The sequence below is a fragment of the Micromonospora sp. NPDC049836 genome, from assembly GCF_044465125.1.
GTDB lineage: Bacteria > Actinomycetota > Actinomycetes > Mycobacteriales > Micromonosporaceae > Micromonospora.
The window spans coordinates 1-21495 of sequence record NZ_JBITLH010000014.1 but is presented as its reverse complement, the minus strand read 5'-3'; the positions used below and the strand labels follow the sequence as shown (position 1 = coordinate 21495).

The 21495-nt window shown below is 73.8% G+C and carries 24 protein-coding genes and 1 tRNA gene; 15 read left to right on the top strand and 10 right to left on the bottom strand.

The genetic code is table 11. The annotated features are described in order from the left end of the window. Positions 1–134 precede the first annotated feature (134 nt). From ACIBPB_RS28270 to ACIBPB_RS28260, 3 genes are read right to left on the bottom strand one after another with little or no spacing between them, the layout of a single operon-like run. Positions 135–860: a CDP-alcohol phosphatidyltransferase family protein gene (locus tag ACIBPB_RS28270; RefSeq protein WP_396842492.1), complete on the bottom strand. Its 726-nt coding sequence runs from the start codon at positions 858–860 to the stop codon at positions 135–137. Then, positions 835–1902 carry an iron-containing alcohol dehydrogenase family protein gene (locus ACIBPB_RS28265; RefSeq protein WP_396842491.1) on the bottom strand — a complete coding sequence of 356 codons (1068 nt, stop codon included), beginning with the start codon at positions 1900–1902 and terminating at the stop codon, positions 835–837. The genes ACIBPB_RS28270 and ACIBPB_RS28265 overlap by 26 nt, the downstream gene beginning before the upstream one ends. After that, positions 1890–2621: a sugar phosphate nucleotidyltransferase gene (locus ACIBPB_RS28260; protein ID WP_396842490.1), complete on the bottom strand. Its 732-nt coding sequence runs from the start codon at positions 2619–2621 to the stop codon at positions 1890–1892. The genes ACIBPB_RS28265 and ACIBPB_RS28260 overlap by 13 nt, the downstream gene beginning before the upstream one ends. 308 nt (positions 2622–2929) lie before the next feature. Between ACIBPB_RS28260 and ACIBPB_RS28255 the strand changes: the two genes are divergently transcribed. The 3 genes from ACIBPB_RS28255 (at position 2930) to corA (ending at position 6098) form a co-directional block, all read left to right on the top strand. Continuing rightward, a complete protein-coding gene (locus ACIBPB_RS28255) occupies positions 2930–3322 on the top strand; it encodes a cyclic nucleotide-binding/CBS domain-containing protein (protein ID WP_396842489.1) in 393 nt (130 codons plus the stop codon). A gap of 179 nt (positions 3323–3501) precedes the next feature. Further along, on the top strand, positions 3502–4596 hold the full coding sequence (locus ACIBPB_RS28250) for a PLP-dependent aminotransferase family protein (RefSeq protein ID WP_357318833.1): 1095 nt from the start codon (positions 3502–3504) through the stop codon (positions 4594–4596). Between the two features lie 353 nt (positions 4597–4949). After that, entirely contained in the window at positions 4950–6098 is a 1149-nt protein-coding gene (corA, locus tag ACIBPB_RS28245; protein WP_396842488.1) for a magnesium/cobalt transporter CorA, read from the top strand. Between the two features lie 67 nt (positions 6099–6165). Here corA and ACIBPB_RS28240 read toward each other — a convergent pair whose 3' ends face one another. Beyond that, positions 6166–6993, bottom strand: coding sequence for a hypothetical protein (locus ACIBPB_RS28240; protein ID WP_396842487.1), 828 nt, complete (start codon positions 6991–6993; stop codon positions 6166–6168). 84 nt (positions 6994–7077) lie between these two features. Here ACIBPB_RS28240 and ACIBPB_RS28235 point away from each other — a divergent pair, with 84 nt between their 5' ends. Together ACIBPB_RS28235 and ACIBPB_RS28230 are read left to right on the top strand one after the other, a co-directional pair. Continuing rightward, positions 7078–7608 carry a peptidylprolyl isomerase gene (locus ACIBPB_RS28235; RefSeq protein WP_357318825.1) on the top strand — a complete coding sequence of 177 codons (531 nt, stop codon included), beginning with the start codon at positions 7078–7080 and terminating at the stop codon, positions 7606–7608. A gap of 25 nt (positions 7609–7633) precedes the next feature. Beyond that, entirely contained in the window at positions 7634–8578 is a 945-nt protein-coding gene (locus ACIBPB_RS28230) for a rhomboid family intramembrane serine protease (protein ID WP_396842486.1), read from the top strand. Between the two features lie 14 nt (positions 8579–8592). Here ACIBPB_RS28230 and ACIBPB_RS28225 read toward each other — a convergent pair whose 3' ends face one another. After that, positions 8593–9024 carry a PH domain-containing protein gene (locus tag ACIBPB_RS28225; RefSeq protein ID WP_396842593.1) on the bottom strand — a complete coding sequence of 144 codons (432 nt, stop codon included), beginning with the start codon at positions 9022–9024 and terminating at the stop codon, positions 8593–8595. Between the two features lie 234 nt (positions 9025–9258). Here ACIBPB_RS28225 and ACIBPB_RS28220 point away from each other — a divergent pair, with 234 nt between their 5' ends. The 7 genes from ACIBPB_RS28220 to ACIBPB_RS28190 all read left to right on the top strand — a co-directional run bounded on the left by ACIBPB_RS28220 (position 9259) and on the right by ACIBPB_RS28190 (position 16698). Beyond that, the gene (locus ACIBPB_RS28220; protein ID WP_396842485.1) at positions 9259–10431 is read left to right on the top strand and encodes a thiolase family protein; all 1173 of its coding nucleotides are present in this window, start codon (positions 9259–9261) and stop codon (positions 10429–10431) included. Positions 10432–10707: 276 nt separating this feature from the next. After that, positions 10708–12330: a glycoside hydrolase domain-containing protein gene (locus ACIBPB_RS28215; protein WP_396842484.1), complete on the top strand. Its 1623-nt coding sequence runs from the start codon at positions 10708–10710 to the stop codon at positions 12328–12330. A 131-nt stretch (positions 12331–12461) separates the two neighbouring features. Next, positions 12462–12974 (top strand): hypothetical protein, encoded by a 513-nt coding sequence (locus ACIBPB_RS28210; protein ID WP_396842483.1) that lies wholly within the window; start codon positions 12462–12464, stop codon positions 12972–12974. 69 nt (positions 12975–13043) lie between these two features. Beyond that, the gene (locus ACIBPB_RS28205; protein WP_396842482.1) at positions 13044–13736 is read left to right on the top strand and encodes a response regulator transcription factor; all 693 of its coding nucleotides are present in this window, start codon (positions 13044–13046) and stop codon (positions 13734–13736) included. Further along, complete coding sequence (locus tag ACIBPB_RS28200; protein WP_396842480.1) at positions 13729–15177, top strand: sensor histidine kinase; 1449 nt, start codon at positions 13729–13731, stop codon at positions 15175–15177. Before ACIBPB_RS28205 ends, ACIBPB_RS28200 begins: the two co-directional genes overlap by 8 nt. Before the next feature lie 59 nt (positions 15178–15236). After that, the gene (locus ACIBPB_RS28195) at positions 15237–15836 is read left to right on the top strand and encodes a hypothetical protein (protein WP_396842479.1); all 600 of its coding nucleotides are present in this window, start codon (positions 15237–15239) and stop codon (positions 15834–15836) included. A 160-nt stretch (positions 15837–15996) separates the two neighbouring features. After that, positions 15997–16698, top strand: a complete 702-nt coding sequence (locus ACIBPB_RS28190) for a glycosyltransferase family 2 protein (protein WP_396842477.1) — start codon at positions 15997–15999, stop codon at positions 16696–16698. Positions 16699–16713: 15 nt separating this feature from the next. Here the strand turns inward: ACIBPB_RS28190 and ACIBPB_RS28185 are convergent, their stop codons facing one another. Continuing rightward, positions 16714–17592 carry a transketolase family protein gene (locus tag ACIBPB_RS28185; protein ID WP_396842476.1) on the bottom strand — a complete coding sequence of 293 codons (879 nt, stop codon included), beginning with the start codon at positions 17590–17592 and terminating at the stop codon, positions 16714–16716. Between the two features lie 2 nt (positions 17593–17594). Beyond that, positions 17595–18287 carry a transketolase gene (locus ACIBPB_RS28180; protein ID WP_396842475.1) on the bottom strand — a complete coding sequence of 231 codons (693 nt, stop codon included), beginning with the start codon at positions 18285–18287 and terminating at the stop codon, positions 17595–17597. 46 nt (positions 18288–18333) lie between these two features. Here ACIBPB_RS28180 and soxR point away from each other — a divergent pair, with 46 nt between their 5' ends. Further along, positions 18334–18798 (top strand): redox-sensitive transcriptional activator SoxR, encoded by a 465-nt coding sequence (gene soxR, locus ACIBPB_RS28175; protein ID WP_396842474.1) that lies wholly within the window; start codon positions 18334–18336, stop codon positions 18796–18798. Between the two features lie 136 nt (positions 18799–18934). On the opposite strand, the gene ACIBPB_RS28170 is transcribed toward soxR, so the two are convergent. Both ACIBPB_RS28170 and ACIBPB_RS28165 read right to left on the bottom strand, forming a co-directional pair. After that, the gene (locus ACIBPB_RS28170) at positions 18935–19909 is read right to left on the bottom strand and encodes an NAD(P)H-quinone oxidoreductase (protein ID WP_396842473.1); all 975 of its coding nucleotides are present in this window, start codon (positions 19907–19909) and stop codon (positions 18935–18937) included. Positions 19910–19918: 9 nt separating this feature from the next. Continuing rightward, on the bottom strand, positions 19919–20458 hold the full coding sequence (locus ACIBPB_RS28165; protein ID WP_396842471.1) for an AAA family ATPase: 540 nt from the start codon (positions 20456–20458) through the stop codon (positions 19919–19921). Positions 20459–20557: 99 nt separating this feature from the next. On the opposite strand from ACIBPB_RS28165, the gene ACIBPB_RS28160 reads away from it, so the two are divergent. Both ACIBPB_RS28160 and ACIBPB_RS28155 read left to right on the top strand, forming a co-directional pair. Further along, a tRNA-Ser gene (locus tag ACIBPB_RS28160) sits at positions 20558–20644 on the top strand. A 98-nt stretch (positions 20645–20742) separates the two neighbouring features. Continuing rightward, the gene (locus ACIBPB_RS28155) at positions 20743–20943 is read left to right on the top strand and encodes a hypothetical protein (protein WP_396842470.1); all 201 of its coding nucleotides are present in this window, start codon (positions 20743–20745) and stop codon (positions 20941–20943) included. A gap of 98 nt (positions 20944–21041) precedes the next feature. Here the strand turns inward: ACIBPB_RS28155 and ACIBPB_RS28150 are convergent. Next, positions 21042–21495: cellulose binding domain-containing protein (locus ACIBPB_RS28150; protein WP_396842469.1), on the bottom strand; the 454-nt coding region annotated here is incomplete at its 5' end.

Below are 21495 nucleotides of genomic sequence, written 5' to 3'. Positions count from 1 at the left end.
AGCCGAACCCCGAACCGGGCCCCAGGTCGGGCCCGCGCCGATCCGGACTCGCGCCGAGCCGGAACCGCGCCTGGCCGGACCCGCCCCGAGCCGGGCCGGGCCGGGCCGCCCGAGCACGGTCGGGTCGGTGCCCGTCAGCGGAGGGAGGCGCGGGCGGAGAAGGCGACGCTGGCCAGCAGGAATCCGCCGTTGACGATCGTGAAGGCCACGAGCAGCCAGAGGGCCAGCGCGGGGGCGACGGTCAGCACCAGGCCGGCCAGGAGGATCACCGCGCCGTAGTCGCGGACCAGCTTGGCGAGGCGTACCGGGAGCGAGGTCGAGGTGACCATGCTGGCCGCGTTCGGCCCGGCCTGCATCACCGAGGTGACCAGGTTGACCATCCAGGTGCCGGCGAACGTCGCGACCAGCCACGCGGGCGTGCCCGGGTGTTGCGCCACGGCGGTCGCCCCGAGCGCGGCGACCAGGGCGATCTGGGCGGCCACGTCGCAGAGCACGTCGACCCGGGCACCGGCCGCGCTGCCCTGCCCGGTCACCCGGGCGAGCTGACCGTCGGCACAGTCCAGCGCGTACGCGACCTGCCAGCCGACCAGGGCGACCAGCCCGACCGCCCAGGCCGGGACGGTGCCGGCCGCGACCGGGCCGGCGAGCGCGATCACGGTGACCGAGGCGGCGAGGCCGAGCACCAGGTTGGCGAGGGTCAACGCGGTCGGGCGCAGCCCGGCCCGCTGGGCGAGCAGGGCGAAGAACGCCCCGATCCACTGGCTCACCGACTCGCTGAACAGGCCGCCGCCCCGGTTGCGCCGGTGGAAGTCGGCGACGGTCGGGCGGGCGGGGTCAGACACGGTGATCGCGAAGTTCATCGGCGTAATCTCCCAGCCGCCGACGGGTCTCGTCGGCCGACAGCGCGAGGTGCTCGAGGATGGTGAACCGGTCCGGCCGGGTGGCCGGGGCGAACTGCACGGCCTCGACGAACTGCTCGTCGGTCAACCCCAGATCGGCGGGCGTGGTGGCCAGGCCGTGCCGGTGCAGGCAGCGGGCGAGCTGGCCGAAGCGTTCCGTCTCGCCGCGCAGGAAGGTGCAGAAGAGCGCACCGAGGCCGACCTGCTCCCCGTGCGAACCCGTGCCGGGGAAGAGCCGGTCGATCGCGTGCGAGATCTCGTGGTCGCCCCCGCTGGCCGGCCGGGTCGACCCGCACACCGAACTCGCGATCCCGCCCAGGATGAGCGCCTCGGCCAGAGTGGTCAGGAACGCGTCGTCGGTGATCTTGCCGGGGTGGTTGATCAGGGCCTCGGCGCCGGTCCGGGCCAGGGTGAGGGCCAGGCCGTCGATCGGCTCACCGCGCACCGCGTGGGCCAACTCCCAGTCCGCGCAGGCGCTGAGGTTGCTCACCGCGTCGCCGATGCCGGCCTGGGTCTGCCGGTCCGGGCCGCTCTCCACGAAGTCCAGGTCGACGATCACCGCGATCGGGATGTGTACGCCGTAGGAGCCCTTGCCGCCCTCGTGGTCCAGGGACGCCGTCGGCGAGGCGATGCCGTCGTTGGCCAGGCTGGTCGCGACCGTGACCATCGGGATGCCGTAACGGGTGGCCGCGTACTTGGCGGTGTCGATGGTCTTGCCGCCACCGATGCCCACCACGGCGTCGTACTGCCGGCGGCGCAGGTGGTCGCCGAGCTGGTTGGCGGCGTCGATGGTGCCACCGGTGACCGTGAACACATCGGCCGCGCCGAGCGACGGCCGGCACAGCTCCACGATCTTCTCGCCCTGGCCGGGGCCGACCACCACCGCCACGTCCCCGCCGGCGGAGATCCGCCGGTCGGCCAGGAGCGGGCCCAGGTCGGCCACCGCGCCCCGCCGGACCTCGATGGAGAGCGGGGTGTTGACCGTCCGGGCTAGTAGCGGCACGCGATCTCCCGGGCCCGGGCGAGGTCGGCGTGGTTGTCCACCTCGACCCAGGACACGTCGCCGATCGGCGCGGCCCGCACCTCCCCGCCCCGGTCGGCGAACTCCTGGTAGCCGTCCTCGTAGTAGAGGTTCGGGTCCCGCCGCCAGGTCGTCTCCAGGGCGTCGGCGAGCGCGTCAGCCACCTGCGGCTCGATCAGCGTGGCGCCGATGTACTCGCCGTACGACTCGCCCGGGTCCATCAGCTTGGTGATCCGGGTGAGCTGGCCGGCGGCGTCGAAGGTGGTCTTCATCTCCTCCTCGGCCAGCGGCTTGATGTTGTCGACGGCCAGCAGGATGCCCGGCCCGCGCTCGGCCAGCAGGGTCTTCTCCACGCTCACCGGGTGCACGGTGTCGCCGTTGACCAGCAGCACGCCCCGGGCGAAGTACTCCCGCGCCAGCCACAGCGAGTAGGCGTTGTTCCACTCCTCGGCCTTGTCGTTGGGCACGAGGGTGAGGGTGACGCCGTACTTCTCCTCCAGCGCCGCCTGCCGCTCCCGGACCGCGTCCGCGGCGTAGCCGACCACGATCACGACCTCGGTGAGCCCGACCTCGGCGAGGTTGCGCAGCGCGATGTCCAGGATGGTGATCTCCCCGTCCACCGGCACCAGCGCCTTCGGCAGGGTGTCGGTGTACGGACGTAGCCGTCGGCCGGCCCCGGCCGCCAGTACCATTCCGATCATTTCCGACGTCCTCCCCGGAGCTGAACCGCGTTCTCGTGGAGGATAACGTCAGGCCGAGGTGGCCCTACGGGCAACCGGCGTGGACCGCCCGGCGGTGGCGCGGAGTGTCCAGCCGCTCGAGCCGCCACACCCCGGCCGCCGCCGAGAGCGACGAGACCCCCGGCCGCCGCTGACAGCGACGAGACCCCCGGCCGTCGCCGACAGCGACGAGCCGGCGCCGTTTTCACCGATGCCCGGTCTTGTCCCGGTACGCATCGATGGCCCACCATGTCCGTACCGAGGCCACCGTCCCATAGGGGTGATGCGTGATGCAGGTTCGGGAAGCGATGTCCAGTGAGGTGCTCGTGGTCGGCCCGGAGCACACGCTCCGCCAGGCGGCCCAGATGATGTCGGCCCGCCGGGTCGGCTCGGCGGTGGTGATCGATCCGGATTCCGAAGGGATCGGGATCATGACCGAGCGGGACGTGCTCAACGCGATCGGTGCCGGGCTCGACCCGGACCAGGAACGCACCGGTGCCCATCTGACCTGGGACGCGGTCTACGCCGGTCCCGACTGGACGGTGGAGGAGGCGGCGGCGGCCATGGCCCGCGGCGGCTTCCGGCATCTGGTGGTGCTCGACGGACGGGAGGTGGCCGGGGTCATCTCGGTCCGCGACCTGATGCGGGTCTGGGCCCGGGAACACGCGCCCACGACGGTCTGAATCCATCGAGCGCGGCGGGGTCCGGCCGCGGCGGCCGGCCGGGTTCCGCGCGCCCGGGACACGGTTCGCGAGCGCGTTTCGGCTCTCCGGTCGGCCGGTCGGACGGATCGACTGCCCGCATGTTGAACTTCGCGTGTATCTCGGTCGGACCGGCCGGAGCAGGCCCTAGGCTCGTCCGCATGACCGCCGAGCAGTTGATCTCCTTCGCCCGTGGCGCTCCCTCGCTGGACATCGTCGATGTCGAGGGGCTCAAGGCCGCCGCCGTCCGTGCCTTCGACGCCGACCCCGCCGGGATCACGGCGTACGGCACCTCCGTCGGCTACCCGCCCCTGCGGAAGTGGATCGCGGAGAAGCACGGCGTCGAGGCCGATCAGGTGCTGATCACGAACGGCTCGCTCCAGGCCGACGCCTTCCTCTTCGACCACCTGGTCCGCCGGGGCGACGCCGTGGTGGTCGAGCGTCCCACGTACGACCGGACACTGCTCAACCTCCAGCAGATGGGCGGCGAGATCCACGGCGTGACCGTCCAGCCGGACGGCCTGGACACCGCCGAGCTGCGCAAGCTGCTGGAGTCGGGAGTCCGGCCCCGGCTGGCCCACGTCATCCCGAACTACCAGAACCCGGCCGGGGTGACCCTCTCCCTGGAGAAGCGCCGGGAGTTGCTGGACCTGGCCGCCGAGTACGGCTTCACGATCTTCGAGGACGACCCGTACGCGGACATCCGGTTCCGGGGCGAGCCGCTGCCGTCGATGCTGTCGATGGATAGCCGCGGCGTGGTCGTGCACGCGTCGAGCTTCACCAAGACGGTCTGCCCCGGGGTGCGGGTCGGCTACCTGGTCGGCTCGGCGGAGCTGATCGCGGCGATCGCCAAGAAGGCCACCAGCCTCTACATCTCGCCTGGCATGGTGGCGCAGGCGATCGTGCACCAGTTCTGCGTCTCCGGCCAGATCGAGCAGTCGATCCACACGGTGCGGACCGCGCTGGGCGAGCGGGCCCGGCTGCTCGCCGAGGCGCTGCGCCGGCACATTCCCGAGGCCCGGTTCGTGGAGCCGGACGGCGGCTACTTCCTCTGGGTCGAGCTGCCGGAGGACGTCGAGGTGGATCGGCTCGCCCCGGCGGCGGCCGAGCGCGGCGTGGCGGTGGTCAAGGGCAGCGACTTCGTGATCGACGGCGGCCGGCACGCGCTGCGGCTGGCGTACTCCGCGGTGACCGCGGACCGGATCGACGAGGGTGTGCGGCGGCTGGCCGAGGCGATGGCCGCCGTCCGGGGCTGATTTTCTGTCAGGTTCCTGACAGAAGGCTGAAACCGGCCGGCCCGGGGCTCCCGTTGGGCCGGCCGGGGACCCACAATGCTGCGAGCGCCTTTCACCTTTCGGTGGCCGATCCGCCGGCCGGGGACCGCAACCCCTCCCGGCCCCCGGATCGAGGGCGCGTCAGCACTACTCCCGCCCCCAAGGGGTGCCGGGTGGGCCGTGTCGCCCCTCACCCCCCTGACGCGGCCGGCCCGCCCGGCGCCGCCCGCCCGCCCGGCGGGCGAGGGGTGAGCCTCGTCGCAGCCCTCGCCGACGCTGCGGTTCGTCCCGATCGGCGTAACCTGCAAGCCGCAGCATGGTGGGGAGGGGGCGAGATGACCGACAGGTTGGCACGCGACCGCGCGGCCGGACAGAGCGGCGGCGGGGTGCTCCGGCCGCGGGCCTGGGCGGCCCCGGTCCGGGCGATGAGCCGCATCCTCAACGCCGACGGTTCTCCCCGCGAGCCGGCCCCGACCGGGCCCGGCCGCAGCGGCATCGTCGACTGCGCCCTCTACGTCGACGGCGAGCGCCAGCAGGGCGACTGGCAGTACGCCGACGCGCTGGCGGCGGCCCGCCGGGAGGAGAACGCCTTCGTCTGGCTCGGCCTGCACGAGCCGGAGCTGGACGAGATGACCGAGATCGCCGCCACCTACGGCCTGCACGAGCTGGCCGTGGAGGACGCGGTCAAGGCCCAGCAGCGCCCCAAGCTGGAGCACTTCGGCGAGGTCGCGTTCCTGGTGCTGCGGACGGCCCGCTACTGCGAGCACACCGAGCTGACCGAGAACTCCGAGGTGGTGGAGACCGGGCAGGTGATGCTCTTCATCGGGCCGGACTTCCTGGTCAGCGTCCGGCACGGGGACGCCTGCCGGCTGTCGGCGGTCCGGGCCGACCTGGAGGCCAAGCGGGACCTGCTGCGCACCGGCCCGTGGGCGGTGGCGTACGCGATCACCGACCGGGTGGTGGACCTCTACCTGGAGGTCGCCGACCGGCTGGAGGACGACCTCGACGTGCTGGAGGCGGACGTCTTCGACCGGCAGGGCAGCGGGCGGATCCAGCGCATCTACCAGATGAAGCGGGAACTGGTCGAGTTCAAGCGGGCGGTGGTGCCGTTGCAGCGGCCACTGCTCACCCTCACCTCGCAGGTCAACCGGGAGGTGCCGAAGGAGGTGCGGCGCTACTTCCGGGACGTGCAGGACCACCTCAGCCGCACCGTCGAGCAGGTCAACTCGTACGACGACCTGCTCAACTCGATCCTCCAGGCCCGGCTGGCCCAGGTCACCGTCGACCAGAACAACGACATGCGCAAGATCGCCGCGTGGGCGGCGATCGGCGCGGTGTGGACCGCCATCGCCGGCATCTACGGGATGAACTTCAAGTACATGCCGGAGCTGGGCTGGACCTACGGCTACCCGGGGGTGTGGGCGCTGATGCTGGCCTCGTCCTTCACCCTCTACCGACTGTTCCGCCGTAACGGCTGGCTCTGACCCGCCCGGCAGCCGGAAGCGCCGGCGACGCGGGACGTACCCGCGTGCCGGCGCTTTTCCGTCGAGGTCAGCGGCGACCGCTGGTCCGGGCGGCGTTCTTGCCGTTGCTCAGCGCCGTGCTCACGTCGTCGGCCGGGCGGCCGGAGACGTCCCGGGCGCCCTCGGCGACCGAGGGGACCTTGTCGGTCGGCTGGATCACCGGCTGGCTGCTGGCGCGCGCGGTCGAGGCGCTGCCGCTGCCGGCCACCGCCGAGCTGCCCGCGCCGGTCGGGCCGGCCTGGGTGACCTTCGCGGTCGGGTCGGGCGTCTCCACCACGATGGTGTCGACGTCCTCGCGCATCGGCTCCAGCGTGTCGCCGGGGCTCGACTCGATCCGGCCGGTCGGGTCGTACTCGGACCATTCCCGCTGCTCACGGGCGCGGCGCAGGGCCATCGCGCCGGCCAGGCCGGCGACGGTGCCGGCGGCCAGCAGGCCGGCCATCATCCCGCGCGAACGCTTCTGCTTCTTCCTGGCGGCCTTCATGTTCTTCGCCTTCGCCTTCTTGCTCAGCTCGACCTGCTTGGCAGCGGCGGCCTTCCGCCCCTTGATCGCCTTGCCCGCGGCCCCGGCCTGCGCGCCGCGCGCCGCCAGGACCAGCGGCGCGACCGCCGCGACCGACGAGGCGAGCCCGCTCGACGCCCGGTCCCGGAGCACGGTCGCGGTGGGCGCGACGGCAACCCGGGCTGCCTGGACCCGCGGGCCGACCGAGGCGCCGGCACCCCTCGCCGCGTGCGTCGCGGCCTGCCTCAGGTGACCGATGCCCTGGTTCAGCTCCGCCTTCGCGAGCTGCCCCTGGGTCCTACGCCGCCCGATTCCAAACACGGTCCCACCTCCTGGGAGTTCTTCCTTCGACATCCTCCACCTTCGGATGCCTCCGCATGGCCAGATCGGGCACATGGGAGGATCCGCATGGAACTGACCAACGAGTGAGGAGTACCCGTGGCCGAGGCTGTCTACGCCACCTTGCACACCAACGCTGGCCCGATCCGGCTGGAGCTCTTCCCGAACCACGCGCCGAAGACCGTCCGCAACTTCGTCGAGTTGGCCGAGGGCACCCGCGAATACATCGACCCGCGCACCGGCCAGCCGGGCAACGGGCCGTACTACGACGGCACCATCTCGCACCGCGTGATCAGCGGCTTCATGGTTCAGATGGGTGACCCGACCGGCACCGGCCGCGGTGGGCCGGGCTACAAGTTCGCCGACGAGTTCCACCCGGAGCTGCGCTTCGACCGGCCGTACCTGCTGGCGATGGCGAACGCCGGGCCGGGCACCAACGGCTCGCAGTTCTTCATCACGGTGTCCCCGACCCCGCACCTGAACAACCGGCACACCATCTTCGGCCAGGTCGCCGACGAGCAGTCGGTGAAGGTCGTGGACTCGATCGCGAACACCCCGACCGGCCCGAGCGACCGGCCGCTGCAGGACGTGGTCATCGAGCGGGTCGAGATCGAGCGCCAGCAGTCCTGAGCTGTACGCGGGTACCTTTGCTCGCATGACTGAGCGCTCCGGGCAGCCAGGCGACGCCACCGGGGGCCCGGGGCCGACCACTCCGGTCTGCTTCCGGCACCCCGATCGGGAGACCTACGTCCGGTGCACCCGCTGTGACCGGCCGATCTGCCCGGAGTGCATGCGGGAAGCCTCCGTCGGGCACCAGTGCCCGGAGTGCGTGAGTGAGGGACGCCGCAGCGTGCGGCCGGCGCGTACCGCCTTCGGTGGCGGTGCCGCCGGCCGCGAGGGCTACGTCACCAAGGCGCTGATCGCGCTGAACGTGCTGGTGATGCTCCTCTCCATCGTCTCGGACCGGGGCGGTGACGCGGCCGCCGGGGGCGCCTTCGGCGGGCTGGCCGGCGGGGACACGCCGCTGACCCGGTGGGGTGGGGTGCTGGGCTACGCCTCGTACGTCGCCTTCGGCGAGCCGCACGGCATCGCCGCCGGTGAGTGGTACCGGCTGGTGACCGCGATGTTCCTGCACTACGGCCTGGTGCACCTGCTGCTGAACATGTGGGCGCTCTGGGTGCTCGGCCGGACGCTGGAGGCGGTGCTCGGGCCGCTGCGCTTCCTCGCGCTCTATCTGGTGGCCGGGATCGGCGGCAACGTCGCCGCCTACCTGTTCAGCCCGCCGAACACCAGCACGGTCGGGGCGTCGACCGCCATCTTCGGCCTCTTCGCCGCGATCTTCGTGATCATGCGCCGGCTCGGCCGGGACACCTCGGCCATCGTGCCGATCCTCGTGATCAACCTGATCTTCACGTTCACCGTGCCGGGCATCTCGGTCGCCGGTCACCTCGGCGGTCTGGCCGCCGGGGCGCTGATGGCGCTGGTCCTGGCGTACGCGCCACGGATGCGGCGCAGCCTGTTCCAGGCGGCCGGCGGCGCGGTGCTGGTGCTGGCGCTGCTCGGCCTGGTCCTGGTCCGCACCGCCATGCTCACCGGCTGACCACGCCGGCCCGGTCAGCAGGCGGCGGCCCGGGCGGCGTGCAGCGCCTCGGCGACCTCCTCGGGCGGGGCGTTCAGGTCGTACCGGCCGAACAGGTGCAGCGACTCCCCGGCGTCGATCTCCAGCGTCTCGGCGGTCAGGCCGCGCCGGGTCCGCCGCTCCACCCGGATGGCCTCGACGGCCGACCAGGGCAGCAGCCGCCGGCCCGCGAAGCCCCGGATCACGGTGATGCCGCCGGCGTCGACGGCGAGCCGGACCGGCGCCACCACGTCCCGGGCCGCCCAGCCGAGCAGCAGCACCGCGGCCAGGACGGCGAGCACCAGCGGGACCGGGTCGTCGCCGGTGAAGAGCAGGCCCAGGGCGACCAGGACGAGCGCGCCGGCCGCCTTGACGGCGGGCAGGACCGGCGGCACCCGCCACTGGCGGGCCGGGGGCGACGGTGGCATCACCGCCCCAGCATGCCAGCCGCCCGCCGCCGCCTCCCGGTCGACGGTGTGCGGCAGATCGTGGTCTCCAGGCAAGCCGGACGCAACGACCTGCCGCAACCCGAGCCGGGCGGTCGGAGGCAACGACCTGCCGCAACCCGAGCCGGGCAGGGGGAAGGGCCGGCGACCGGGGGGAGGACGGCGGCGGGCGTACGACGTAGGATCGGGGGCAGCCCAAGTTACCGGGGAGTAAACATGAGTGACGCGGTCATCGTCGGTGCGGTACGGACCCCGGTCGGGCGGCGCAAGGGCAGCCTCGCCGGCGTGCATCCGGTCGACCTCTCGGCGCACGTGCTCCGGGCGCTGGCCGAGCGGACCGGGATCGACCCCGAGCAGGTCGACGACGTCATCTGGGGCTGCGTGTCGCAGGTCGGCGAGCAGTCGTGGAACGTCGCCCGCAACGCCGTGCTGGCCGCCGGCTGGCCCGAGTCGGTCCCCGGCACCACCCTCGACCGGCAGTGCGGGTCGAGCCAGCAGGCGCTGCACTTCGCCGCCGCCACGGTCCTCTCCGGACAGGCCGACCTGGTGGTGGCCGGCGGGGTCGAGTCGATGACCCGGGTACCGATGGGCTCCAGCGTCGCCGGCGGCCTGCCGTTCAGCCCGGCCATCCTGGAGCGCTACCGGGGTGTCGAGGGGGTCGCGGCGGACAGCGCGCTCCCGTTCAACCAGGGCGTCGGTGCCGAGCTGATCGCCCGGCGCTGGCGGTTCTCCCGTACCCAGCTCGACGAGTTCGCGCTGGCCAGCCACGAGAAGGCGGCCGCCGCGCAGGACGCCGGGGCGTTCGACCCGGAGCTGGCCCCGGTGGCGCTCGCCGACGGCGGCAAGTTCACCGCCGACGAGGGCATCCGCCGGGACACCTCGCTGGCCAAGCTCGGCGAGCTGGCCACCCCGTTCCACGCCGACGGCGTGGTCACCGCCGGCTCCGCGTCGCAGATCTCCGACGGCGCCGCCGCGCTCGCGGTGACCACCAGCGAGTGGGCCAGCCGGCACGGCCTGCGCCCGCTGGCCCGGGTGCACACCGCCGTGGTCGCCGCCGACGACCCGGTCACCATGCTCACCGCCCCCATCCCGGCCACCGCGAAGGCGCTGCGCCGCGCGGGGCTGGGCATCGAGGAGATCGGCGTGTACGAGGTGAACGAGGCGTTCGCCCCGGTGCCGCTGGCCTGGCTGGCGGAGACCGAGGCGGACCCGGAGCGGTTGAACCCGCGGGGCGGGGCGATCGCGCTCGGCCACCCGCTCGGCGGGTCCGGTGCCCGGATCACGACCACGATGCTCCAGCACATGCGGGACAACGGCATCCGCTACGGCCTGCAGACCATGTGCGAGGGCGGCGGGATGGCCAACGCGACCATCGTCGAGCTGCTCTGAGCCTCCGGCAACCCGCACCGGCGGCCCGCACCGGCGACCCGACCCGGCGACCCGCACCGGCGACCCGATCCGGCCGGTGACCGCCGGCCCGTCCACCGGGGACTTCCCCGACGCGGCGGCGTCGTCCGTCCGGGCCGTCCGCCGTGCTGAGTGGACGACCGATTTCCGCAGGTCTCGACACGGCGGGCGAGTGACGGCAGAATCAGGCCGCCGGCGATGAGCCTGGACTGGTCGATGTGTCCGCCCGCCGGCTTTCGTGCCGACGAACGGGGACTCATGATTCTGCGCTCTGGCCGGGCGATATCGCGCGCCACCGCGAGGCGGCTCGGTGCCGCCCTGACCACCGGGCTGCTGGGGGCCGCGGCGCTGCTCGCCGTCTCCGGCGTCACCGCTCCGCCGCCGATGACCCCGGTCGCGGCCACCTACGGCCCGCAACCCGGCGCCTTCACCGGGTACGGCTTCGACACCTGCACCGCGCCGTCCAGCGCGGCGATGCAGGCCTGGCTGGCGTCGCCGTACCGGGCCGTCGGGATCTACTTCGGCGGGGTCAGCCGCGGCTGCGCCCAGCCGAACCTCACGCCGCAGTGGGTCGCCACCCAACTGGCCGCCGGGTGGCGGCTCATCCCGCTCTACGTCGGCCTGCAGGCACCCTGCACGACGTTCCCGCACCGGATGTCCGCCGACCCGACGCTGGCGGCCGGGCAGGGGCGCGCCGAGGCCGACGACGCCGCGCTCCAGGCGCGCAACCTCGGGCTCGAGACCGGCAGCGTGCTGATCGTCGACGTCGAGTCGTACCCGACCAGCGATCCGGCCTGCGTCCAGGCGGTCAATTCGTACGTCAGCGCGTACAGCGCGCGGCTGCACGACCACGGCTACTTCTCTGGCTTCTACAGCAGCCTCTCCACCGGCGTCGCACAGCAGGTGGCGGCGTACCGCACGGCCGGGCACGTGCCGCCGGACTACCTGGACTTCGCGAAGTGGGACGGCGTGGCGACGGTCTCGGACCCGGCCATCCCGGCCGACTACTGGGCCCCCAAGCGGCGGATGAAGCAGTACCAGGGCGACCACAACGAGACCTGGGGCGGGATCCAGCTCAACATCGATTCGAACTACCTCGACCTGGCGCCGCTGCCCGCCATCCGGGACTTCACCAGCGACGGCTTCTCCGACCTGGTCTACCGGGACAGCCGCAGCGGGACGCTCTACCTGCAACCGGGGAACGGCAGCGGGCTCGCCCCCCGGATCTCGCTCGGCGGCGGCTGGCTCGCCATGAACGAGATCATCCGGGTGGGGAACTTCGACCGGTCCGGCGGCGAGGACATCATCGCGCGGGAGACCGCCACCGGGTACCTCTGGCTCTACCCGGGCACCGGCACCGGTGGCCTCGGGCCGCGCGTCCGGGTCGGTAGCGGATTCACCAGCGCCTACCGCCAGTTCGCCCCGATCGGCGACTACAACCGGGACGGCTACCCGGACCTGGTGGTGGCGAACACCAACGGGTCGCTCTACCTCTACCCGGGCCGGGGCACCGGCTTCGGAGCGCGGATCGTGCTGGGCAGCAGCGGCTGGACCGGCATGGACGAGCTGACCGGCGGTTCGGACATCAACGGGGACGGGTACGTCGACCTGCTGGCGCGGCAGACCCGCACCGGCGACCTCTACCGGTACACGGTGACGACGGCCGGCCAGTTGGCGTCGGGGGTCAAGGCGGGCAGCGGCTGGACCGGCCGGCGCGACCTCGTCTCGATCGGTGACTTCGACCGGGACGGCCGGGCGGACCTGGTGGCGGTGGACACCGCGACCAACCTCATCAACCGCTACCGCTGGTCGGGCAGCGCGTTCTCCGGCCCGATCCTGCTCAGCAAGTCCACCGCCCGGTTGCAGCAACCGCTGCTGTGACGTCGCGGGTCGGGCCGGCGTCGCCGGCCCGACCCGACCGGTCGCACCCCCGGTGCGGCTCAGCGGGGTGGAAGTTCCAGAAATCCGCGGTGACCCATATCACCCCAGCTCAATTGCTCGTTGCATGTTGCATGGACGTGTTCTCCCGAACGTTCCTTCCGGCCGCCGCCGAGACCGGCCTGGCGGCCCAGACCGTGAGTCGGCACATGCCGATCTTCCGCCGGTGCGTCGGCTCCGGCGACGCGACCATCCTGGTCACCCGGTGCAGCCGCCCCGACCACCCGATCGGCGGCGAGTACCTCATGCTGCTCACCCACCGCCGGCTGGTGGTGACCCGGCAGACCCGGGTCCTGCACCGGCTGCGCCTGCACCTCAACACCGAACTGCGCGAGCTGAGCAACGTCACCTGGAGCCCGGACGCCCGGTCGCAGTGTGTGGAGCTGGCGGCCACCGCGATCGACGGCATGCGCGAGCGGTTCCTCATCCGTACCCACCACCCGAAGCAGGTCTGGCAGCTCGACGCGCTGCTCAACCACGCCTTCCGGACCCGGCTCCGGACGCCCGCCGAGCGGCTGGTGGCCACCATCGGCGAGCCGCCGGCCGGCGTCCGTCCGACCGCGTTGCGCCCCGCGTCGGTCCGCTGACCGGCTCCTTACCGAACCCGAACATGGCGCGGGCCGCCCCGGCGGCCACCGGTCGGTAATCATGGGCCGGTGACCGCCGACACCGTCCCGCGCGGGCTCGTCCTCGTGGTGGAGGACGAGCCGGCCATCGCCGACCTGGTCCGGCTCTATCTGACCCGGGACGGCTTCGGCGTACACCTGGAACGGGACGGCACCGCCGGCCTGGCCGCCGCGCGGCGGCTGCGCCCGGTGGCCTGCGTGCTCGACATCGCGCTGCCCGGCCTGGCCGGCACCGAGGTCTGCCGCCGGCTGCGCGCCGACGGCGACTGGACGCCGGTCATCTTCCTCACCGCCCGCGACGACGAGGTCGACCGGATCGTCGGCCTGGAACTGGGCGCGGACGACTACGTGACCAAGCCGTTCAGCCCGCGCGAGCTGGTCGCCCGGGTGCGCGCGGTGCTGCGCCGCACGGCCAACCCGCCGGCCGGCGCCGAGCAGCCCCGGGTGGTCGGCGCGGTGACCCTCGACCCGGCCCGCCGGACGGTCACCGCGGCCGGTGCCCCGGTCCAGCTCACCTCGACCGAGTTCGACCTGCTCGCGCACCTGATGGCCCGGCCCGGCCGGGTGTTCACCCGGGAGGAGCTGCTGGCCGGGGTCTGGGGGTACGCCGCCCACGCCGGCACCCGGACGGTCGACGTGCACGTGGCCCAGGTGCGGGCCAAGCTCGGCCCGGCCAGCGTGATCCGCACCCACCGCGGCGTCGGGTACGCGGCCGATGCCTGACCAGCCCACCGTCGCGCTGCCGGTCATCGGCGCCCGGCCCGCCCCGACCCGGCCGCGCCGGCGCCTCGTGCACACCCTGACCGCCCGCGCGGTGCTGGTCACCTGCGCGGTGGCGCTGGTGTCGGTGCTGGTCACCGCGCTGGTCGCGGTCCCCCTGGCGGTCCGCGGCGCGGAGCGGCGCGACCAGGCGGCGCTGGCCGCGCAGGCCCGGCTCGCCGCCGACGTGCTGCGGGTCCGGGCGGTCCGCCAGCGGGACACCGTCGGCGACCGGCTCATCCGCCAGCTCCGCCAGCAGGACATCGAGGTGTATGTCATCCGGGCCGGCCAGGTCGACCGGGCCGGCCTGCCCCGGCCGGTGGTGGCCCGGGTGGCCGCCGGCGGCAACGTCTCCGGCCGCCGGCTCGTCGCCGGGCACCGGGCCCTGGTGGAGGGGCGGGCGCTGCCCGGCGGGGACGGCGTGGTGCTCACCCGGGCCACCAGCAGCGGACCGTGGCGGCAGGTGCTGCATGGCCTCTGGCTGCCGCTGCTGGCTGGGCTCGCCGCCGGGGCGGCCGCCGGGCTACTGCTGGCCCGCCGGCTGGCCCGGCCGATCCGGACCGCCGCGCACGCCGCCGCCCGGCTGCGCGCCGGGGACCGCGCGGTGCGGGTGCCGGTCGAACCGCCCGACGAGGTGGCCGACCTGGCGTACGCGCTGAACGGGCTGGCCGCCGCGCTGGCCACCAGCGAGGGACGGCAGCGGGAGTTCCTGCTCTCGGTCTCGCACGAGCTGCGCACCCCGCTCACCGCGATCCGTGGCTACGCCGAGGCGCTCGCCGACGGGGTGCTCGACGCGGACGCGGTGCCGGCCACCGGCCGGACCGTGCTGGCCGAGGCCGAGCACCTGGACCGGCTGGTCCGCGACCTGCTGGCGCTGGCCCGGCTGGAGGCCGCCGACTTCCCGCTGGACCCGGGGCCGGTGGACCTGACCCGGCTCGCGACCGACGCCGAACGGACCTGGTCGGACCGGTGCGCGGCGGTCGGCGTGCCGTTCCGGCTGGAGGCGCCGGCTGCCCCGGTGCCCGCGTACACCGATCCGGGCCGGATCCGGCAGGTGGTGGACGGGCTGCTGGAGAACGCGCTGCGGGTCGTACCCCCGGGGGCGCCGGTCGTGCTCGCGGTCCGGCCGGCCGGCGCGGACCCGGCCGCCGGCGGGGTGGTCGAGGTCCGCGACGGCGGGCCCGGCTTCACCGACGACGACCTGGCGGTGGCGTTCGAGCGCGGGGCCCTGCACCAGCGGTACCGGGGGGTGCGCAAGGTGGGCAGCGGGCTGGGCCTGGCGCTCGCCGCCGGGCTGGTCCGCCGGCTCGGCGGGGAGATCACCGCCGGGCACGCGCCGGAGGGCGGGGCCGCCTTCACCGTCCGGCTGCCCGGCGATCCTTACCTGACCCGAACATCGGCCTGACGCTCCGCTCGTGCGGGCGGGGGATGCTGGGCGCACCAGAGACGACGAGAGGACCACCGATGGCACGTCAGCGAATCGTCACCGGCGTCACCGCCCTGCTCGCGGCGGCCGCGCTCGGCCTCACCGGCTGCGGCCCGGCCCAGCTCGCCCAGGACTCCGCGAAGGAGAGCGCGGTCGAGGTGGCCGCCGCCCTGGGCGCGGACGGTCAGGCCCTCGCCGCGCTGGGCCTCGATGCCGGCGACCTGGACGTGGACCCGGTCGCCGCGCCGGCCCCCTCCGGTTCGCCCGGTGCGAAGGCCGGCCCGGACCGCAAGGGTGAGCGCGGGCAGGAGTGGCGCAAGCGGCACCGGGCCCGGGTGCTGCTGCGCAAGAACACCCTGCACGGCGAGGTGGTGGTGCAGGCCAAGGAGGGCGGCACGAAGACCGTGGCGGTGCAGCGCGGCCAGGTGACCGCCGTCGACGACCGGTCGATGACCGTGAAGTCCGCCGACGGTTTCACGATGACCTGGACCTTCGGTGACAAGCTGCGGGTGGTCGAGCGGCGGTCCACGGTGCGGTCGAGCGACATCAAGGTGGGCACCACGGTCGGCGTGGCCGGCGCCCGGGAGGGCGACGGCGGGGTGGCCCGACTGGTCGTGGTCCCGCTCAAGCAACGCTGAGCCACGCCGCGCGGCGGCCGTCCCGGTGGGCGGCCGCCGCCTGGCGGCCGGCACCGATCGGCCATCTTCACACAGCTCAGCGACGCTGCTCGCGCCCCCGCGGAAAGCCGCCAGGTTACGCTAGGGCCGATTTGCCCGTCCTTACACCTGGAGAACCCGTGTGAAGCTCTCGATCCTCATGCCGGTCTACAACGAGGAAGAACGCATCGGCGACGCCCTGAAGCAGGCGTTGGCGGTCGACTACCCGTGTGAGATCGAGCTCGTTGTGGTCGACGACGGCAGCCGGGACGGCACCGCCGAGGTGCTCGGCCGGGTGGACGACGCGCGCCTGCGGGTCATCACCCACCCCCGCAACGCGGGCAAGGGCGCGGCGATCAGGACCGCCGTCGACAACGCCGAGGGCGAGTACATGGTCATCCTCGACGCCGACCTCGAGTACGACCCGCAGGACATCCCGAAGCTGCTCGAGCCGGTGCTCGACGGGCGGGCCAGCGTGGTGTACGGCAACCGCACCTTCGGCAGCCACAGCGCCTACAGCTTCTGGTACGTGATCGGCAACAAGGGCGTCACCACGGTGGCGAACGTGCTCTACAACTCCTACATCGGCGACCTGGAGACCTGCTTCAAGCTGATGCCGCTCGAGCTGTACCGCTCACTCCAGGTGCGCTCCCGCGGCTTCGGGATGGAGGCCGAGGTCACCGGCAAGCTGCTCCGCCGGCGGATCCGCCCGTACGAGGTGCCGATCAGCTACCGCGCCCGGGGCCGCGAGGAGGGCAAGAAGATCACCTGGAAGGACGGCGTCGAGGCGATCTGGATCCTGGCCCGGGAGCGGACCCGGCGCCGCCCGGCACCCACCCGCTGACGCCGCCCTCCCTCCTCACGCGGACAGGAACGCGTCGATCGAGCGGCGCAGCCCGGCGGCGTCCAGGCCGTGCCAGTGGGTGTGGTCGGCCGCGGTGCCGTAGCGGCGCAGCTCGGTGCGGCCCACGCCGAGCGCGAGCAGCCGGTGCGGCCGGTCGGCCAGCGCGGCGCCGACCACCCGCGCCGAGGTGCCGGCCAGGTACGGCTCGACCAGGATCACCTCGCCGCCCGCGAGGGCCCGCAGCCCGGCGGTGTCGAACGGGCGCGGCCGGTGGGTGTACGCCACGGTGACCGCCCGGTCGGCGACGGCGGCGACCGCCTCGTCCAGCAGCGGACCGACCACCACGAGCAGCGGCGCGCCGGGGCCGGCGTCGCGCACCACCCGCAGGTCGCCGGCGTCCGGGTGCGGCTGCCCGTTGCTCTCCGTGGAGAGGCGCAGGTACGCCGAGCCGTCGCCGCACACGGCGTCCCGCAGCAGGCCGGGCACCTCGTCCCGGTGCCCGGGCACGTGCACGGTCCAGTCGTGCAGGGTGTCGATCAGCGCCACGTCGGCCGGCGCCAGGTGGGTGCGTCCCGCCGCCGCCCGGTCGTACGACGCCCCGACGCTGACCAGCACCGCACCGACCCCCTGATGGTCGAGGTCCAGCTTGATCTGCTCGTACGCCCGCTCGACGAGGAACGGCGCGTAGCTGTGCACGATCGGGCGCAGCCCGGTCAACGCCAGCCCGCCCGCCACGCCCGCCATGAGCTGCTCCCGGATGCCGACGTTGAGCACCCGGTCGGGGTGCCGCGCGGCGGCCGGGGCGAACGCGGCGGCGGAGATGTCGGCCAGCACGATCGCGGTACGCGGGTCGTCCAGGAACCCGGTGGCGGTGGTCACGAAGGTCTCGCGCATGGTCACTCCCCGTCCGTGACGACCGCGACGACGACGTGCGGCCGGTGGTGGTCGTGCCCGGTGAGGGCGGTGTGCAGGGCGTCGTGGTCGCGGCCGTCGACGGTCGCGGCGCTCCACCCGTTGACGGTGAACCGGCTGGCGGCGCCGCCCGGCCAACCGTGGCTCGCCGACCGGTTGTCCAGCACGATCGCGGTGAGGTTGCCGAGCCCGGTGGCGCCGGCGTACGCGATCGCCTCGTGGTTGGATCCCTCGTCGAGTTCGGCGTCGCCGAGCAGCACGTACACCCGGGGGTCGGGCCGGCCCTGGGCGCGCAGGCCGAGCGCGGTGCCCACGGCCAGGCCGAGGCCGTGGCCGAGCGACCCGGAGCCGATCTCCACGCCGGTGACCAGGGTCCGGTCCGGGTGGTCGCCGAGGCGGCTGTCCGGTCCGCCCTGGTCGTCCAGCCACTCGACCGGCAGGAAACCCTTCGCCGCGAGCAGCGCGTAGTAGCCGGCGACCGCGTGGCCCTTGGAGAGCAGGAACCGGTCCCGGTCCGGGTCGTCGACGGTCTCCGGGGTGATCCGGAGCACCCGGTCGTAGAGGACCTGGAGGACGTCGAGCGTCGAGTAGACGTTCGCGCCGAACTCGCGTCCGGCGCGGACCCGGTCGAGCAGCGCGCCCAGCGCGGCCGGGTCGGTGGCAGTGGTCGTCGTCATGCGGCTAGCCTCGGACTTGAAGTTCACTTCAACTCAAGGCCATGTGATGTACGAAGCACTCACCATCGGACAGCTCTCCGCGCGCAGCGGGGTGGCGCCCTCCGCCCTGCGCTACTACGAGCGGCTGGGGCTGATCCGGGCCCAGCGCACCGGCGGCAACCAGCGCCGGTACGCCCGCACCGAGCTGCGCCGGGTGGCGTTCATCCGGATCTCCCAGCAGGTCGGGGTCTCGCTGGAGGAGATCCGCGAGGCGCTGGACTCGCTGCCGTCGTCGCGTACGCCCACCCCGGACGACTGGGCCGCGCTGTCCAGGGCCTGGCGGGACCGGCTCGACGAGCGGATCCGGCTGCTCGGCAAGCTCCGTGACGACCTGGACGGCTGCATCGGCTGCGGCTGCCTGTCGTTGCAGCGCTGCACCCTCTACAACCCCGGCGACGCGCTGGCCGCCGAGGGCCCCGGCGCCCGGCTCATGCTGCCCCGGCCCGGCGAGCCGGCGGGCGACGCGGCCTGACCTCCCCGGCCGGCCGAGCCGGCCCGACCTCCCCGGCCGGCCGAGCCGGCCTGACCTCCCCGGCCGGCCGTGCCGGCGGGCGCGGCGGCCCGGCCTCCCCGGTCGGCCGTGCCGGCGGGCGAGGCGGGCTGGCCGGTCACCGGACCAGCAGCACCTTGCCCAGGTGGTCGCTGGACTCCACCAGCCGGTGCGCGTCGGCGGCGTCGGCCATCTTCGCCCGCGCGTGCACCACCGGGCGGATCCTCCCCGCCTCGACCAACGGCCACACCTGCTCGCGGACGCCCCGGACGATCTCCGCCTTCTCCGCCACCGGACGGGACCGCAGCGCGGTCGCGTGCACGGAGGCGCGCTTCGTCAGCAGCATGCCCAGGTCCAGTTCGCCCTTGCGGCCGCCCTGCATGCCGATCACCACGAGCCGCCCGCCGGTGGCCAGCGCCGCCACGTTACGCGGCAGGTACGCCCCGCCGATGATGTCCAGGACCACGTCCGCGCCCCGGCCCCCGGTGACCCGGCGGACCTCCTCGACGAAGTCCTGCTCCTGGTAGTCGACGGTGTGCGCGGCGCCCAGCTCGCGCAGCCGCTCGTGCTTCCCGGCGCGGGCGGTCACCACCACGGTCGCGCCGAGCGCCGCACCGAGCTGGATGGCGAAGGTGCCGATCCCGCTGCCGCCGCCATGGACCAGCAGCGTCTCGCCCCCGGTGAGGCGGGCCAGCCGCACCACGTTCGACCAGACCGTGCAGGCCACCTCCGGCAGCGCCGCGGCGTCGACCAGGTCCACCCCGGCCGGCACCGGCAGCAGCTGCCCGGCCGGCACGGCCACCCGTTCCGCGTACCCGCCACCGGCCAGCAGCGCGCAGACCTCGTCGCCGACGGCCCAGCCGGTCACCTCGGGGCCGATCGCCGCCACCACCCCCGAGCACTCCAACCCGGGGTACGCCGGCGCGCCCGGCGGCGGCGGGTACTGCCCCTGCCGTTGCAGCAGGTCGGCCCGGTTGACCCCGCTGGCCCGCACCTCGACCACCACCTCGCCCGGGCCGGGCTCCGGATCGGGCACCGCCGCCCAGACGAGAGCGTCGGGTCCACCGGGTTTCGGGATCGTGATCGCGTGCATAGCCCAGTCTTACCCGATCCGCCCGGCCGTCCACGCCCGGGCCACGATCTCGTCCACCGTCTCCGCCGGGGTCTGCGCGGAACTGTCCAGCCATAACCCCATCCGGGGGGTGTCGGCGCGGAACGCGGCGTCCAGGTCGGCCACCGGCCAGTCGCCGTACCCCTGCTTGGGCCGGTCCCGCTCGCGGGCGGCGACCACGCCGGCGCTGGGCGCGAGCACCACCACGGCCAGCGGCCGGTGCCGGATCCGGTCGACCATGGCCGGCAGCTCCGCGCCGAGCACCACGTCCTGGAGGACGACGGTGAAGCCGGCCGCCGCGTACCGGTCGGCGGTGGTCGCCGCGAGGTCGTAGCGGAGCCGGAGCTGGTGCCACGCCTCGGCGTCCGGCTGCGCGGTCATCGCCGCCCGGCCGGTGACGATCATGCGGCGGAACACGTCGCCGCGCAGGTGCACGGCGCGGGGCAGCCGCCGGGCCAGCAGTTCGGCCACTGTGGACTTGCCGGCCGCCATGATTCCGCTGATCAGCACCACCGACGGGGTCTCCCACACGGCCGCCATCCTGACACCAGGGGTGGGAGGGCAGCACTGGGATTTAGCCGTCCGTGGCAGACTAGGCACGGTCACGTACCCCCGGTGGGGGCGTGGCAGGGAGGGTTCGCCTAGTGGCCGATGGCGCTGGTCTTGAAAACCGGTAAGGCAGCGATGTCTTCGTGGGTTCGAATCCCACACCCTCCGCCCGACAGGCCGCGAGAACGCCCCCTGACCAGCGCAGATGCCGGTCAGGGGGCGTTCTCAGGCTTGCTCGACGGGTGCGGGCCTGCTTGACTCGTCAGATGATCAGGCGCGGGGCTGGGATCGCTGTCGGCGGTGGACTGATCGCCGTCGGACTGGCCGCGGTCATCACGGCTGTGCTGGCCCCACCATTCCCGAACGCGTACGCGTTCGCGTTCCTCTTCGGCTCCCTGCTCGCGCTTGTCGGTGGCCGGATCATCGGGAGAGCGCTCGGGCTCGGGAAGCCCGCGCAGCCCGAGTGACCGCGTAGCACCGCCCCCCGGCCGGCGTGTCCGTCGGCCAGGGGGCGGTGCTGTGCCGGGCCCGGAGGAGATGGGACCCGGCACAGCGCGGGTGCCGGCTAGCTACTGCAGGCGGCGCCGTTGAGGCTGAATCCGCTCGGTGCGGCGGTGTTGCCCGAGTGGGTGGCCTGGAAGCCGATCGTGGTCGACCCGCCCGGTGGGATGCTGCCGTTGTAGCTCACGTTGGTCGCGGTCACCTGGCCGCTGCTCGGCGAGTAACTGGCGTTCCAGCCGGAGGTGATGTTCTGCCCGGACGCGAGGTTGAACCGCAGCGACCAGCCGTTGATGGCGGACGAGCCGGTGTTCGTGATGGTGATGTTGTCGGTCAGGCCGTTGTTCCACGCGTTCAGCGCGTTGCTCACCCGGCAGGCTCCGCCGCCCTGGGTCGGGGGCGGGCTGCTGGTGGTCGGCGGCGGGCTGTTCGGCGGCGGGGTGGTCGGGTTGGTGGGGCCGGATCCCTCGCTCACCGTGATGCTGGAGCTGCCGCTGCTCTGGTAGCCCTCGGTGGCCATG